The organism is Nocardia sp. CY15 (assembly GCF_009829295.1).
GTDB classification, from domain to species: domain Bacteria; phylum Actinomycetota; class Actinomycetes; order Mycobacteriales; family Mycobacteriaceae; genus Nocardia; species Nocardia sputi.
In genome coordinates this window covers 1-14,089 of the sequence record NZ_VUOT01000026.1, presented here as the reverse complement: position 1 = coordinate 14,089, position 14,089 = coordinate 1, and the positions used below count along the sequence as shown (strand labels likewise).

Below are 14,089 nucleotides of genomic sequence, written 5' to 3'. Positions count from 1 at the left end.
GCGACGTCTGGAACGAATCCGTCCTCGTCGGAGGCGTGGTCGGCGGGGAAACGCCGTGAAGAGCACGCAGGCCGGTCGTTGTCCGGTGCTCGGTGCCGCGAGCGTAGCTCACGGGCCGTTCAGTCCATCACCGACTTCGGCGCCGGGTCGATCTCCGGTGCGGCGGGGCGGTGCCGCCGTCGCCGTCGGAGCCGCTTGATCTGAAGTAGCATTCTCGTCACCAGCCCTCCCGATGCGCCTGGTGGAGCGATGGGAATCGCCACAACCATTGTGGCATTTGCCGTTCCCCGAGTGCAATTGCCGTTGTAATTTGGTAATTGACATTTCGCCTGCTGGATAAACCCGATTTGCGCGGCGTAGGCGCGTACACGCGTCGGTCTCGCGCCGATCGAGGAGGTGGCATCGCCGTGGTCGCGCCCGATCCGGGAATGGTTGCCATTCGCGATATCCTCACCCGGCTGTGCACGCGCTCGGGTCTGAGCTCGGATCGGTTGCGCAGCACCGAGATCGACGTGCTGCCGCTACTGGATCTGCTGGCAGTGCGCCAGTTCGCGCGACGGGCGGGCGTCCCGCGGGAAGAGGCGGTGCTGCCGGTGGTACGTGAGCTGGCGCGACGATTGTCGCCCAGTGATCGTTTCATCACCGACGCGGAATTGTCGCTGGGGCTGTTGCGCGAAAATCCGCCCCCGGATGTGGATCCCGCCCGGCTCTACGCCCATGATCTGGGCGAGCGCCGCGAATACCTCACCGAAAAATGGTCGGTTCTGCACGAAACGTCCGGGGCGCAACCGATTCCCCGCACGCTGACGGTGCGGTCCCTGCGCGGGACTCCCGCGCGTCGCGCGTTCGCCGAACTGGCCGTGCGGTTGGCCACGGCCTCGGTATTCGCCGGAGCACATGCCGTGGACGCTGATTCCTCATCGAAAGGTTCTTCTCCGCAACGGAATTCGTCAGATCGCCGCGGCATGGTGACCGTGATCGGCGACGCGGTCATCGACCACATGTACGTGGTCGACGAGATCCCCGGTCCCGGTGCCGCCGCGCGCGGCAGTTATCAGGAGCATCCCGGTGGCAAGGGACTCACCCGCGCCGTCGCGGCCGCCCGGCTCGGCCTGCGGGTGCGGCTGATCTCGGTGGTGGGCGACGACGGCGCAGGCGACCGCATCCTGGAGTATCTGCGCAGCGAAGGTGTCGACACCGAACTGGTGAAAGTGGTGCCCCATGCGCCGACACCGGTCACGGCCGTGATCGTCGCGAGTACAGGTGTGGCCAGCCGAGTCGGCTGCAAAGACGAGCGAATCCGGTTGAGCGCCCCGGATTTACGCGGCCACGCCATCGCATCGGCGATCGCGGGTTCCGAGGCGCTGCTGCTGACCTTCGAGCAACCCGCCGGGGTGCTCGAGCTGATCTTGGCCCAGCTGCGCAAGCTCCCGGCCCGCCCGCTGGTGGTCGCGCATCCGGCCCCGCGCCTGGATCGCCCGCAATACCTGTATCGGCATCTCGGCGTGGTGGACTACCTCGTCGGCGGCGACAAGGACCTGGAGGCGCTGGCGATGGTCGCCGACGGCGCGACCGCATGCGGTGCACAGACCGCGACGCGGTTGCGGGCGCTCGGCGTGGGCACGGTGTGCGCGCTGCGAGATTTCCGGTGCGCGGTGTGGTCGGATGAGGTCGACGACCGATTCCAGCCCTATCCGACCGCGCTCGAGCGCTCTGTCGGCGCTCATGCCGCCTTCTGCGCCGCTCTGGTCTACCGTCTGCTCACATCGCGGCGCCCTGCCGCACGCGAGGACTACCTCTGGGCGACCGCCGCCATGGTGGCGACCCAATCGGTGGGCGACGTTCCCGGAGCCATGCCGCTACCCAGTGAGATCGACAGGATTTCCCGGCTGGCCGTACATGAGCCTTGACCGGCCTGGCGACGCCGGGCACCGGTTCGTCGTAAGGGCAGTGATCCGGCAGTCCTCAGTGCGGCGACGAGCCCGACCATTGCCTGAAGGATTGTTGAAGTTCGGCCCACCCGGATTGCCGCGTCTGGCTACGATGAGTGAGCCGCGCCACACGTGGCGCACCGACTCGTGAGAGACTGACGGAGTATTCACCGCATCACGTCAAGGTTTCGAGTCTCGGATCGGACATCGGCGCACACCGGCGTCCGGTTCACCCCCAGCGATATCGGGAACAGGGATATGACGACAACAGAAATCGGATACGCGCACCAATCGGGCAAGACGGTGTACACCGTGCCCGCCGCATTCCAGGAGACCGCGCGGCTGCGCCCGGAGCAGATCGCCTTGCGCAAGGTCGGCGGCACGCAGGAATACACCTGGCGCGAGTACGCCGAACGGGTGCGCTCGATCGCCGCGGGCCTGGCCGGTCTCGGCATCGGCCACGGCGACACCGTCGGCATCATGCTGACCAACCGCCCCGAATTCAACCTCGTCGACACCGCCGCACTGCACCTGGGCGCCACCCCGTTCTCGATCTACAACACCAGCTCCCCCGACCAGATCACCCACCTGTTCACCAACGCGGGCAACAAAGTCGTCGTGACCGAACAGGTCTTCCTCGACCGCATCACCGCCTCCGGTGTGCCGATCGAGCACATCATCATGGTCGACGGTCCCGCCGAGGGCGCCATCACCCTGGAGCAGGTCGAGGCCGCCCCCGCCGCCGACTTCGATTTCGACGCCGCATGGCAGGCCGTCGGCGCCGACGATCTGGCCACCCTGATCTACACCTCCGGCACCACGGGGCCGTCCAAGGGTGTGGAGATCACCCACCGCAACGTGCTCGCCCAGATCATCGCCCTGGTCAACGGTCCACTACAGGTCGGCCTGGACGACCGCGCAGTCTCCTACCTGCCCGCCGCCCACGTCGCCGACCGGATCTCCGCCCACGCGATCAACCTGCTCACCGGCATCCAGATCACCACCGTGCCCGACCCGCGCGAAGTCGCCGCGGCGCTGCCCGACGCGCGCCCGACCGCCTTCTTCGGCGTGCCCCGCGTGTGGCAGAAGATCAAGGCCGGTGTGGAGGGCAAGCTCGCCGAAGAGTCGAGCCCGGTCAAGAAAGCGCTGGCCAACTGGGCGATCGCCACCGGAGTCGCCGCCGCGCGCGCCGATCTGGCAGGCAAGGGTCGCGGTCCTCTGCTGAGCGCGCAGCACAAGATCGCCGAGACGCTGGTGTTGTCCAAGTTGCGCCACGCACTCGGCTTGGATCAGCTGACCGTCGCCTCCTCAGGCGCCGCCCCGATCCCGCCGGAGACGTTGGAATACTTCTTGGGTCTCGGCTTCACTGTGAGCGAGGTGTGGGGCATGTCGGAGACCACCGGCGTGGGCACCTTCACCGAGCTGGACAAGCCCCGCCCCGGCTCGGTGGGGCGCCCGGTCGACGGCATGGAACTGCGGCTGGACGCCGACGGCGAGGTGCTGGTGCGCGGACCGATCGTCACCCGCGGCTACCGCAACATGCCCGACAAGACCGCCGAGGCCATCGACGCCGACGGCTGGCTGCACACCGGTGATGTCGGCACTCTCGACGCGGACGGTTACCTGCGGATCGTGGACCGCAAAAAGGAATTGATCATCAACGAGGCGGGCAAGAACATCGCCCCCAGCAACATCGAGAACGCGGTGAAGGCCGCTTCCTCGCTGATCGGCCAGGCCGTCGCGATCGGCGACGCCAAGCCCTACATCGCCGCGCTGATCGTGCTCGACCCCGACGTCGCCGCGATCCGCGCCAAGGAACTCGACGCCACCGGCGAGGACATCGCCGCCCTGGCCACCCGCCCCCAGATCGTCGACGAGGTGCTGGCGGCAGTGCAGGCGGGCAACGCCAAACTGTCGCGGGTCGAGCAGATCAAGCGGTTCACCATCCTCGGTGCCGTGTGGGAGCCCGGCGGTGAGGAGCTGACTCCGAAGATGTCGCTCAAGCGCGCTCCCATCGCGGCCGAGTACCAGGCCGAGATCGAGGCGCTGTACGCCAAGGAACCCTCCGATCGGGTGATCAACGTCAAGTAGGCGGCGCGCCGAAAGCATTGTGGCCCTGAGCATTACGCTCAGGGCCACAGCCGCTCTCACGGTTCCAGATACAGCCGCTCACAGGGCAAGCGCGGATACCCGTCGGTGTCGTCGGCCGACACCTCGACCGCCTCGTGCCAGTGCCGGGCACGCCACTCCTGCACGAACAAGCACGCGGCGGTGACGCACGCGACGAAGTCCATCCGGGCACCGTGCCAGAACACCGACAGGTGGACATCCGGCTCGCAAGGCCTCGGAGATTCCCGCCGCTCATCACGGTTCACGACTGTCGCTCCCTACACTGTTGTAGCGCGCCAGCAAACAAGTATCGCATGTGCCGAACCCGCAGTGCACCAACATGATCCAGGACCCCTTCTCACCCCTGCGCATACACGCGGCCCGTCCTCCGGCGAGCGGCGCGCTCGGCTGCACAGCCACGAATCGCGGCGACCACAACACTCCCGGAAGGCCGGAAACCACTGCGCGGGCACACGACCCACGCACGGAACCCGGTCCCCCGAGCGGCAGGACTCGGCAACGCCACCGTGCCACCCGCCCGCACCACCGAGACGTCGAGCCGGAACAGTTCCGCGAACAACGTCATGTCCTCCGGCAAATCGGGCTGTGTCAGAAATGTCCACCGTTGCGACCGGGGATGCGATATCGGTATTCGACTCCGATTCGTTCGAACAGGGCGTGTCCCGCGGCTACCTGTTGATGGGCAAACTGATGTCACTGGTTCCGGCCGTGCGGATGATCGCCCAGTACCACCGCTATGCGTTCTGAATGGTCTATCCAGCACCGGGTTCCGACGCGACAACGGATAGGGCGCAATCGGCGGGAGACATAGGTGTTCGCGTTCGGGGCGCCGGGGTGCGGGGCCGGTGGCAGAGCCACACACCATCGCAGACCGGCGGCTCGCGATCGTGTCCGCATCTGGCCGAGTGCGGGCGGAGTCTCAGCTGATCGCGTCGATCAGCAGTTTGGCCGCCACCGCCGCCCCGTCCGCGCGGATCATGCCGGCCACCGCGCTCGCGCGCGCTCGGGTGGTGGACGCCGAGGCGATGTCTAAAGCGGCGGACAACGACGCTGTGCTGGGGTCAGCGTCTTCGCATGCCGCGCCGATGCCGAGATCGGCTACTCGGCGCGCCCAGTACGGCTGGTCCATCATCTGGGGTACCACCACTTGAGGCGCGCCCGCCCGTGCGGCGGCCGTCGTCGTGCCGGCGCCGCCGTGGTGGATGACGGCGGCGACCCGAGCGAACAGCGCCTGATGGTCGACCTCGCCGACGGCCATGCAATCGGGCAGGTCATCGGTCAAAGCCAACTCGGCCCAGCCACGAGAAAGGAGCACACGGCGGCTGTGGGCGCGGATCGCTTCGATCGCCGCCCGGGCGATGCCGGCGCGCATCGGCATACTGCCGAACCCGACGTACACCGGTGGTGTGCCAGCGTCCAAGAACGCCGACAACTCGGGGGGCAATGCGCGTTCGTCGGGCACGATCCAGGCACCGGTCTGCACAACGTTCAGATCCGGCGATGGCGACCATGGACCCAGGACCGGGTCCGCGGCCAGCCATGGGCTCTCGGTGATGACGTGGTCGCGTACCGCGGTTACCGGCGGTAGCCCGAGCGCCGCCCGGCCGGTGTTGAGCGGGTAACCGAACTGCGCGTTCCAACCGTGGGTGTCGATTTCCCACAGCAGCTGGTTGCCGATGGCGGCCGGTGCGGGTCGATCGCCCGGCAGCGGCATCGGCGGGTGATGTGGCGAGGGCAGGGTGGTCGGCTGATAGCTGACGTACTGGTAGTGGATGCCCAGCTTCTCGGCGACGGACCGGGCCGCGATCTGTGTCACGCCGGATGCGACGACCACGTCGCATCCGGCGGCCGCTGGAAGGATCGTGTCGAACTGAATTGCGGGCCAATCGGTCACGTACTGCGACAGTTCGACCCGCGACAGCCTCCCGCCTCCCGAACCGGCCTTCAGCGGCCCCAGCGGCACCAGCGACAACCCGAGCTCAGCGCAACGCGGCGCGATGTCCGGCGGCGCGCACACACGCGCTTGGGCGCCGAGCTCCCGCAACCACAGCGCGAGCCCCAACAGCGGCTCGACGTCCCCACGCGACCCGCTGGCCACCAATAACGCCCGCACGTGTCACCGACGATCCGCAGCCGGATCCGCAGTGAGCCATTCAGTCAGAACGAGGTCATCGATGCCGCCCATGCCAACCATCATCGAGCCGAAGCGCCATGCCACGACCCCCGAATCGTTCCCACCCTTGAAAATCACCTGTGTGTGACGTCGAACCCCTAGCCCAACTGCTCTACGGCGAAGCCGGTGAGCAGTACGGCGAAGCCTCCGATCTCGCCGATGATCAGGGCGACGAGGACGAAACGCATCGAGGGAGGTGGGTTGCGCATCTGGTTGTCGGTTTCGCGCTGCAATCCCAGGCGGATGTAGTTGGAAATGGTGACTGCGAACAGCAGGACTATCGCACCGGCGGCTGTGGCGTTCACCGCGGTCGGCCAGCCGGACAGTTCGACGAACAGTGCGATCAGTCCGGTCGCGAACGAATACAGCAAAGCGGCTCGGTGGGCGATGTCGACGTAAGGATGTGCCAGACCATCCGGGGAGGTGGTCATCGCCTGCCACTTCCATACGCCGAGAATCAGTGCCCACAGAAAGATGAGCCCAGCGAAGAACAGTACCCAAGCCGTTTCCGTGCGAATGATCAAATCCGTGCCCTCATCACTCCATCGCGCACCCACTTGGGCGGCCGTCCAGCGGCAGAGTACCGCCTTCGGCCGACCGTGGCGCGACAACGACAACCACTGCTGGGCATACCCTCAGCAATCGAGTCGGCCACCATCCAGCGATGCCTGATCGGCCCATCGTGCCAATGCTCGGTAGAGCCAATACTGAGCCGCCCCGGTGGTCCTGGCGCCGGTGATCCGAGTGGTGAGCGTCCAGTAGCGGTGGATGCGAGGGTCGGTGTCGGTGGCGTCGGCGAGCAGTTGGCGCCGCAGGCGCGGGGTGTCGCGGTCGCGTCGAGCGGCTGCGTGGGCGTGGACGAATCGGTCGAGTTCGGGACCGGGGTGCGGTTCGCGGTATGTGGTGATGAGCGAGTCCACGCTCTCGCAGACTTCGGCCACCGCGGTCAGCAGGGCGCGTTTGTCGCCGATTCCGGCGGGATCTGTGCGCCAGAGCTGGTGTGAGAGTGCGGCGCTCAGGGCTGGGTCGGCGATGCCGATGGCGAGTTCGGCGTAGGCGAGGACGTGCCGAGGATCCGGGTCGGCCGGCGGGTCGGGGATGTTCATCGCGACGAACCCGTCGAACATCGCCGGCGGTAGAGGTGCGAGCAGTCGTCGCCAGAACCGCACGAGCGCGTCGTGCGCGTGGCTGCGGTCCTGCACGGCGGCAAGCATCTCCAAGCGTGCGGCGCGGTCGGCGGGGGCAGCGTTCTCGACCGCGACCAGCGAGGCCCGTCGCCAGGCCAGTGCACCGAGTTCGGTGTCGAGCGCGGCGCGCTCGGCGGCGACCGCCTCGGCGATCGAGATCCCGCCGGTGAGAACGTCGGTGATCGCGCACAGGCTCAGACCGAGTGCGCGCAGCCGACGCACCAGCAGCACCCGATCGGCCGCGGTCACCGGATCGAACAACCGGTGACCGCCTCCGCTGCGCCGCGACTCCAGAATCCCTTCGTCGCAGTAGAAGCGCAGCGTGCGCACCGCGACGCCGGTCGATCGCGACAGCTCCCCGATACTCACCAGGCCGTCGCGGCGTGTGTTCTCCGTCACGATCGCTGGAACCTCCACCCGAGTGGAGTTCCTACCGTACCGGAACACCCACTGCGACAAGGAGCTACACCGATGACCGAGGACACCACGATGAGCGCCGAGCAGATCTGGCGGGCTGTCGCCGCCGAACGAGCCGGTCTGGCCGCGCTGCTGGCACAGCTGCCCGAAACCGGCTGGGACCACCCTTCGCTGTGCGAGGGCTGGCGGGTGCGTGAGGTCGTCGCGCACCTGGTCCTGTCGGCCCGCGCCGATATCGGCTGGATTCTGGTCAATCTGATCCGCGCCCGAGGCAGCCTGGACCGAGCGATCCGCGATACCGCCATTCGCCACGCGGACCGCGTCACGACCGGCCAGTTGCTCGATGAACTGCGTGGCAGCATCGACGCGCGGGTCACGGCGCTCGGCACGACACCGGCGGACCGGCTGATGGACCTGCTGGTGCACGGCCAGGACATCGCGATCCCGCTCGGCATCGCCCGGGAGATGCCGAGCGCCGCCGCGCGAGTGGCGATGGAGCGAATCTGGACGACGGGCGCCCCTTTCCACGCGCGGAGGAAATTCGCCGGCTACCGTCTCGTCGCTACCGACGCCGACTGGGCCGCGGGCGACGGGGCGATCATCACGGGCCCGCTCGCTGCCCTCCTGCTGACCGTGACCGGTCGCAGCCAAGCGTGGGACCAGCTCTCCGGAGACGGGGCGGCACGGTTCGCGGCAGATGACCGCCCGTAGGCGGCGGAACGCATTGTGGCCCCGAGCGTCCGCTCGAGGCCACATTCCGGCGAGGGTGCCCTACTTCTGCTCGTAGGTGCCGACCAGGGTGGCGCGCGCCAGCGTGTGGGAGAACAGGTTGAAGCCGAGGTAGGCGGGCGTGGCGCTCTCGTCGATACCCAGGCTGTCGACGTCGACGGCGTGAACGACGACGAAGTAGCGGTGGGGGCCGTGGCCGGGCGGCGGGGCGGCGCCGACGAAGCCGTGGAAGCCGCCGTCGTTGCGCAGGGTGATCGAGCCGGTCGGCATGGCGCCGCCTTCCTCACCGCTGCCCGCGCCCGCGGGCAGGGAGGTCACGCTCGCGGGGATGTCGGCGACGGCCCAGTGCCAGAAACCGGAGGCGGTGGGTGCGTCGGGGTCGTACACCGTCACCGCGAAGCTCTTGGTCTCCGCCGGGAAGCCCGACCAGGACAGCTGCGGGGAGATGTCCTTGCCTCCCGCGCCGAAGATGCCGCTGACCTGATCGTTGCCCAACGGCTGCCCGTCGGTGACGTCGGTGGAGGTGAGGGTGAACGACGGCACCTGGGGAAGCGCGTCGTAGGGGTTGTAGGTCATGGAACCTCTTTTCGAGTCGGGTTCAGCTGTGCAGTAGGAAGTGTTCCAGCACGCGAGTGCCGAATTCGAGAGCCTCCACCGGCACCCGCTCATCGACGCCGTGGAACAGGGCGGTGAAGTCCAGCTCCGGCGGCAACTGCAGCGGCGCGAAACCGAAGCAGCGAATACCCAAGCGGGCGAACGCTTTCGCGTCCGTGCCGCCGGAGAGCATGTAGGGCACGGTGCGGCCCCGCGGATCATGGGCCAGCACGGCGTTGTTCATCGCGTCGACCAGATCGCCGTCGAAGGTCGTCTCATAGGAATCGAGCTTGGTGATCCACTCGCGTTCGACGTCGGGGCCGATCAACTCGTCGACCTCACGTTCGAACGCCGCCTGCCGCCCGGGCACCACGCGGCAGTCGACCACCGCCTCGGCGGTCTGCGGGATCACGTTGGCCTTGTAGCCGGCTTGCAGCATGGTCGGATTCGCCGTGTCACGCAGTGTGGCGCCGATGATCCGGGAAATGGTGCCCAACTTCGCCAGCTGTCCCTCGATGTCGGGGCTGGTCGGATCGAACTGCAGGCCCGTCTCCTCGGCGACGGCGGCGAGGAAGGCGGCCACCGAATCCGACAGCACCACCGGGAAGGTGTGTTTGCCCAGCCGGGCCACCGCGTCGGCGAGGATGGTGACGGCGTTGTCCTCGTGCAGGAACGAGCCGTGGCCCGCGCGGGCCTTGGCGCGCAACCGCATCCAGCCCAGCCCCTTCTCCGCGGTCTCCACCAGGTAGAGCCTGCGTTCGGTGCCGTCGGGCCGCGGCACGGTCAGCGAGAACCCGCCGACCTCCCCCACCGCCTCGGTGACGCCGTCGAACAGGTCGGGGCGGTTGTCCACCAGCCACTGCGAACCCCATTTGCCGCCGTTCTCCTCATCGGCGAGGAAGGCGAAGACCAGATCCCGCGGCGGCACCGTGCCCTCGAGCTTGAACTGGCGGGCCACCGCCAGCGTCATCCCGACCATGTCCTTCATGTCGATCGCGCCGCGACCCCACACGTAGCCGTCGCGCACCGCGCCGGAGAACGGATGCACGCTCCAGTCCGCGGCCTCGGCGGGCACCACATCCAGATGCCCGTGGATCATCAGGGCGCCGCGCCCCGGGTCCGCGCCTTCCAGCCGCGCGAAGACATTGCCGCGACCTTCCGCTCCGGACTCGACGTACTCGGTGACATATCCGGCCTGGTGCAGTTGGTCGGCCACCCACTGCGCACATTCGCGCTCTCCCTTGGTGGTGGCCAGGTCACCGGTATTGGAGGTGTCGAAGCGGATCAGCGTGCTGACCAGCTCCACCACTTCCGACACCGCGCGCGAGCTTCTGTTCGGGTCGATTCCTTCGCCAGTTGCGGACACGTCCCCCTTCCTACCACCCGCGCGGTGGCGCAAACGTGTGACCGGGGTATCGCGACGTGGCGCCGCTACCCGCACGGTGGGCGATCACGCGCGACAGGGTTGCGGTCAGGGTGATCGCAACCGCGCGTTCACACCGTGCCGGGGCGGTCCACCTCGTGCGGGAACACCACCCGCACGAACGCCCAGAATCGGAACACCATGCCCAGCGCCGTGCCGATCAGCTGGGCGGCGACGAAGTCGGCCACGTTCTGGGTGAAGCGGGAGACCTCGGGCACCTCCAGATGCAGCACATACCGCGACACCCACAGCGGTGCGGTGTTGATCGCGACGGCCAGGAAACTGACCAGATAGAACAGCGCGGCCTCGTGATGCCCGCGCCGCCCGCCGCGCGCATCGAAGGACCACTGCTTGTTGAGCACGTACGACAGCGTGATCGCCGCCAGCACCGCGACCACCTTCGCCGTGACCGGGTGCGACTCGAGCACAGTGCTCTTCAATGTCAGGAAGACCGCGGTGTCCAGCGTGAACGCCGCGAGGCCGACGGAGGCGAAACGAAATAGTTCTCGACGCCGTGCCTCGCCCCCCAGCACGGACGTCACCCGAGCGAAAACGGGGCGTTCGGAAAACAGCACAGGTAAAGTCTCCGGCACATGTCCCGACCCCACAACAAGATCGGCGGATTCACCGCACCGCATGTTCCGCGGGTGCACGGTCGGTGGATCGCGGGCAGGTGAGTAGCGTGAAAAAGGCCAAGCGGCGCAACCGTCTTCGGCAGGCAGAGTCCGACGTCCCCGCCTACGCCGTGGAGCCGATCGCCGTGATCGGCATGAGCTGCCGCTTCGCGGGCGGCGCGGATTCCCCGGAAGCGTTGTGGCGGTTGCTGATCGAGGAGACCGACGCGGTCGCCGACCAACCGCCGCCCGGTCGCTGGTCGGGCGACTACCGTGACCGTGACCGCGCCGCCGCGGGCAAAACGGTATCGGTCGCCGGTGGATATCTGCCGGACGTCGCCGGTTTCGATGCCGAGTTCTTCGAAATCACCCCGCGCGAGGCGACCGATATGGATCCGCAGCAACGCTTGGCGCTGGAATTGGCGTGGGAGGCGTTCGAGGACGCGGCGATCCGGCCCGATCGAACTCCGCGGAGCGGCGTGTATTTCGCCAACAAGTTCAACGACTACCGCGCCGTCAAACTCGCCAGGGGCGCCACCGCGATCACGCCGTTCACCAGTACCGGAGACGTCGAGGGCGTGATCGCCAACCGGGTGTCGTACTTCCTGGGTCTCGACGGCCCCAGCATGACCGTGAACGCCTCCTGCGCCGGGTCCCTGGTCGCGGTGCACCTGGCCTGTCAGGCGCTGCGCGCGGGTGAGAGCATGCTGGCCGTCGCCGGTGGTGTGCAGCTGAATCTGATCCCGGAGACCGCGATCGGGCTGTCCGCTCTGGGGGTGCTGTCCGAGCGTGGCCGCTCGCGCACCTTCGACGCCTCCGCCGACGGCTACGTTCGTGGCGAAGGCGGCGCGGTCGTGATTCTCAAGCCACTGCGGCAGGCGCTGTGCGACGGCGACCGCGTCTACTGCACGCTATTGGGCAGCGCCACCAACAACAACGGCAGGCATCGCTCCATGCCCGCCAGCAGCGCCGATGGGCAGCGGCAGTTGTTGCGGCGCGCCTGCGCGCATGCCGGGGTCGATCCCGCCACCGTCGACTACGTAGAGGCGCACGGCACCGGCACCGCTGTCGGTGACCGCGCCGAGTTGTCCACGCTGGCCGAGGTCTACGGCACCGGCCGCGCTCCCGAAGCGCCGCTCATCGTCGGCTCGATCAAGACCAATATCGGGCACACCGAAGCGGCGGCGGGCCTGGCGGGGCTGGTGAAGGTCGCGCTCGCCCTGTCCCGTGGTCGCATTCCGCGCAGTCTCCACTTCGACTGCCTCCCAGCGGAATTCGATTCGAAGACCACGGGACTGCGGATCGCCGACGCCGCGTTGCCGTGGCCACGGCACGACGGCCCGGCGCGCGCGGCGGTGAGCGCGTTCGGTTTCGGCGGCTCCAATGCTCACGTCGTGGTCGAAGCAGCGCCCCTACCCGGCCCGCTGACCGCGCCCGCATTCTCGGAGCGGCTGGTGGTGCTGTCCGCGCGCACCGAGACCGCGTTGCGCGCGCACGCGCAGCGGCTACGTGAGCATCTCGTGCGCCATCCCGGCATCCGCCTCGGCGACCTCGCGCACACTCTCGCGACGAGAACACCGTTCCAGCATCGGCTTTCGGTGGTGGCCGACGAGGTGGACCAAGTCGTCGAGTTCCTCGACGGCTACCTCGGCGAGACCGCTCCGGAACGGGCAGGCGACGCGGAGCGCAAAGCGCTGAACCTGGTGCTGTCGGCGGCGCTACGCCCCGGCACGGTGGCCCGCCGGGACTTGCTCACCGCGGCGGGGACACTGTTCCAGCGTGGCATGGAACTCGACTGGGCGGCCGTGAACCCGCCCGGACGTCCGATCTCGCTACCCACCTATCCCTTCCAGAGGGAACGGCATTGGGCGGATCCGCAGACACCCGCCGGGGAACGCGGCGGCACTCCGGCGGCGCCGACCGCCGCTACCGACCCGGTCGAAATCGCTGTACGGGTCGATCATTCGGCCGCTGTCCGCGTGTGGTCGGAGAAGCCGACCGTGCCGTCGATGCCGACCGCCGCACCGGCCGTGCGAGATGCGGCAGCGCAGCCCGCGACCACCCAACAAGGACCGCCGCAAGCCGCTGACGATTCCGGCGTCGCGGCGCTGGCCGTGCTGGTCACGCGGGAACTGGCCGAAGTCGTCGGCATCGCCCCCGACCGGGTCGCCGCGCGCCAGAACTTCGATCAGCTCGGCATCGGCTCGGTGCACGCCGTGGAGCTGTCCGCCCGCCTCGCCGCCCGTCTCGGCATCGACGTTCCCGCCGCTATCATCTGGGGTTGCCCGACGGTGGAGTCGCTGGCCGCCGAACTGAGCGCCAGACTCGGGCCGGGTCACGCACCGGGGGAGCCGCTCGCCCGCACGACCAGTACACCTATAGCGGATCCGGTACGGCCGGTGGACCCGCTGATGCCGGAGGAGGTCCTTTCCACCGCCGAATTGGTGGCGTTGAGCCGAGAACTACTCGGCTGAACAGGCTTTCGGCAACAATTCGGCGACGCGGCAGATCCGGCGGTGGACGCACTGTCGCCCGCTTGCAACAGCGACGTGCGGCGCGGCCAGGCCTCGTGTGGACCAGGGAAGCGAGCACTTCTACCGCTCCCACGCCCGGCCACCGATTTCGACGCCTCGGCTGGCCGAAGCTTCACCGGGAAGCTGTCGGCGTCCGCGTGCATGCGGTAAGGAAGTGAGCGGCATTCGCCGACCCGGTTCGTCTCCGGTCCGGGGGTTATGCTGCCCTCGGTCCGGGTGGGTTTGGTCTAACAGTTCAGTTCAGAATGAGTCGGTGTGACGGTTTGCTCTGCGGCGCAACGTGTCCGACACTTTCGGGGTGGTTGATGAGGTGGTGACCGATGCGTTATGGGTGCGGCTGGAGCCGTTGATTCCGGT

At 68.1% G+C, this 14,089-nt stretch carries 12 protein-coding genes; 5 read left to right on the top strand and 7 right to left on the bottom strand.

From position 1 onward, the window contains the following. Window positions 1-407: 407 nt before the first annotated feature. Window positions 408-1,910, top strand: a complete 1,503-nt coding sequence (locus tag GVY39_RS24735) for a PfkB family carbohydrate kinase (protein ID WP_159928612.1) — start codon at window positions 408-410, stop codon at window positions 1,908-1,910. Between the two features lie 279 nt (window positions 1,911-2,189). Beyond that, window positions 2,190-4,022, top strand: a complete 1,833-nt coding sequence (locus tag GVY39_RS24730; protein WP_159928610.1) for a long-chain fatty acid--CoA ligase — start codon at window positions 2,190-2,192, stop codon at window positions 4,020-4,022. Window positions 4,023-4,078: 56 nt separating this feature from the next. On the opposite strand, the gene GVY39_RS24725 is transcribed toward GVY39_RS24730, so the two are convergent. Further along, window positions 4,079-4,225 (bottom strand): hypothetical protein, encoded by a 147-nt coding sequence (locus GVY39_RS24725; RefSeq protein ID WP_159928608.1) that lies wholly within the window; start codon window positions 4,223-4,225, stop codon window positions 4,079-4,081. A 430-nt stretch (window positions 4,226-4,655) separates the two neighbouring features. On the opposite strand from GVY39_RS24725, the gene GVY39_RS24720 reads away from it, so the two are divergent. Further along, a complete protein-coding gene (locus GVY39_RS24720; RefSeq protein ID WP_159928606.1) occupies window positions 4,656-4,808 on the top strand; it encodes a hypothetical protein in 153 nt (50 codons plus the stop codon). Between the two features lie 172 nt (window positions 4,809-4,980). On the opposite strand, the gene GVY39_RS24715 is transcribed toward GVY39_RS24720, so the two are convergent. The 3 genes from GVY39_RS24715 to GVY39_RS24705 all read right to left on the bottom strand — a co-directional run bounded on the left by GVY39_RS24715 (window position 4,981) and on the right by GVY39_RS24705 (window position 7,820). After that, window positions 4,981-6,174 carry a glycosyltransferase gene (locus tag GVY39_RS24715; protein WP_159928604.1) on the bottom strand — a complete coding sequence of 398 codons (1,194 nt, stop codon included), beginning with the start codon at window positions 6,172-6,174 and terminating at the stop codon, window positions 4,981-4,983. A gap of 158 nt (window positions 6,175-6,332) precedes the next feature. Beyond that, window positions 6,333-6,752, bottom strand: coding sequence for a hypothetical protein (locus tag GVY39_RS24710; RefSeq protein WP_201295337.1), 420 nt, complete (start codon window positions 6,750-6,752; stop codon window positions 6,333-6,335). 117 nt (window positions 6,753-6,869) lie between these two features. Beyond that, window positions 6,870-7,820 carry a MerR family transcriptional regulator gene (locus GVY39_RS24705; protein WP_159928602.1) on the bottom strand — a complete coding sequence of 317 codons (951 nt, stop codon included), beginning with the start codon at window positions 7,818-7,820 and terminating at the stop codon, window positions 6,870-6,872. Window positions 7,821-7,892: 72 nt separating this feature from the next. Between GVY39_RS24705 and GVY39_RS24700 the strand changes: the two genes are divergently transcribed. After that, complete coding sequence (locus tag GVY39_RS24700; RefSeq protein ID WP_159928600.1) at window positions 7,893-8,549, top strand: maleylpyruvate isomerase family mycothiol-dependent enzyme; 657 nt, start codon at window positions 7,893-7,895, stop codon at window positions 8,547-8,549. 60 nt (window positions 8,550-8,609) lie between these two features. Here the strand turns inward: GVY39_RS24700 and GVY39_RS24695 are convergent, their stop codons facing one another. From GVY39_RS24695 to GVY39_RS24685, 3 genes are all read right to left on the bottom strand, one after another. Continuing rightward, entirely contained in the window at window positions 8,610-9,143 is a 534-nt protein-coding gene (locus GVY39_RS24695; protein WP_159928598.1) for a YbhB/YbcL family Raf kinase inhibitor-like protein, read from the bottom strand. A gap of 22 nt (window positions 9,144-9,165) precedes the next feature. Beyond that, complete coding sequence (locus GVY39_RS24690) at window positions 9,166-10,527, bottom strand: M20/M25/M40 family metallo-hydrolase (RefSeq protein WP_195071057.1); 1,362 nt, start codon at window positions 10,525-10,527, stop codon at window positions 9,166-9,168. 128 nt (window positions 10,528-10,655) lie between these two features. Beyond that, on the bottom strand, window positions 10,656-11,159 hold the full coding sequence (locus GVY39_RS24685; RefSeq protein ID WP_223516114.1) for a GtrA family protein: 504 nt from the start codon (window positions 11,157-11,159) through the stop codon (window positions 10,656-10,658). Between the two features lie 98 nt (window positions 11,160-11,257). Between GVY39_RS24685 and GVY39_RS24680 the strand changes: the two genes are divergently transcribed. Next, window positions 11,258-13,672 carry a beta-ketoacyl synthase N-terminal-like domain-containing protein gene (locus GVY39_RS24680; RefSeq protein WP_159989348.1) on the top strand — a complete coding sequence of 805 codons (2,415 nt, stop codon included), beginning with the start codon at window positions 11,258-11,260 and terminating at the stop codon, window positions 13,670-13,672. The last annotated feature ends 417 nt before the right edge of the window (window positions 13,673-14,089 follow it).

Coding starts and splice junctions, on each gene's coding strand:
- GVY39_RS24720 (WP_159928606.1), top strand. CDS start 4,656: ATGTCCACCGTTGCGACCGGGGATGCGATATCGGTATTCGACTCCGAT.
- GVY39_RS24725 (WP_159928608.1), bottom strand. CDS start 4,225: ATGGACTTCGTCGCGTGCGTCACCGCCGCGTGCTTGTTCGTGCAGGAG.
- GVY39_RS24730 (WP_159928610.1), top strand. CDS start 2,190: ATGACGACAACAGAAATCGGATACGCGCACCAATCGGGCAAGACGGTG.
- GVY39_RS24700 (WP_159928600.1), top strand. CDS start 7,893: ATGACCGAGGACACCACGATGAGCGCCGAGCAGATCTGGCGGGCTGTC.
- GVY39_RS24695 (WP_159928598.1), bottom strand. CDS start 9,143: ATGACCTACAACCCCTACGACGCGCTTCCCCAGGTGCCGTCGTTCACC.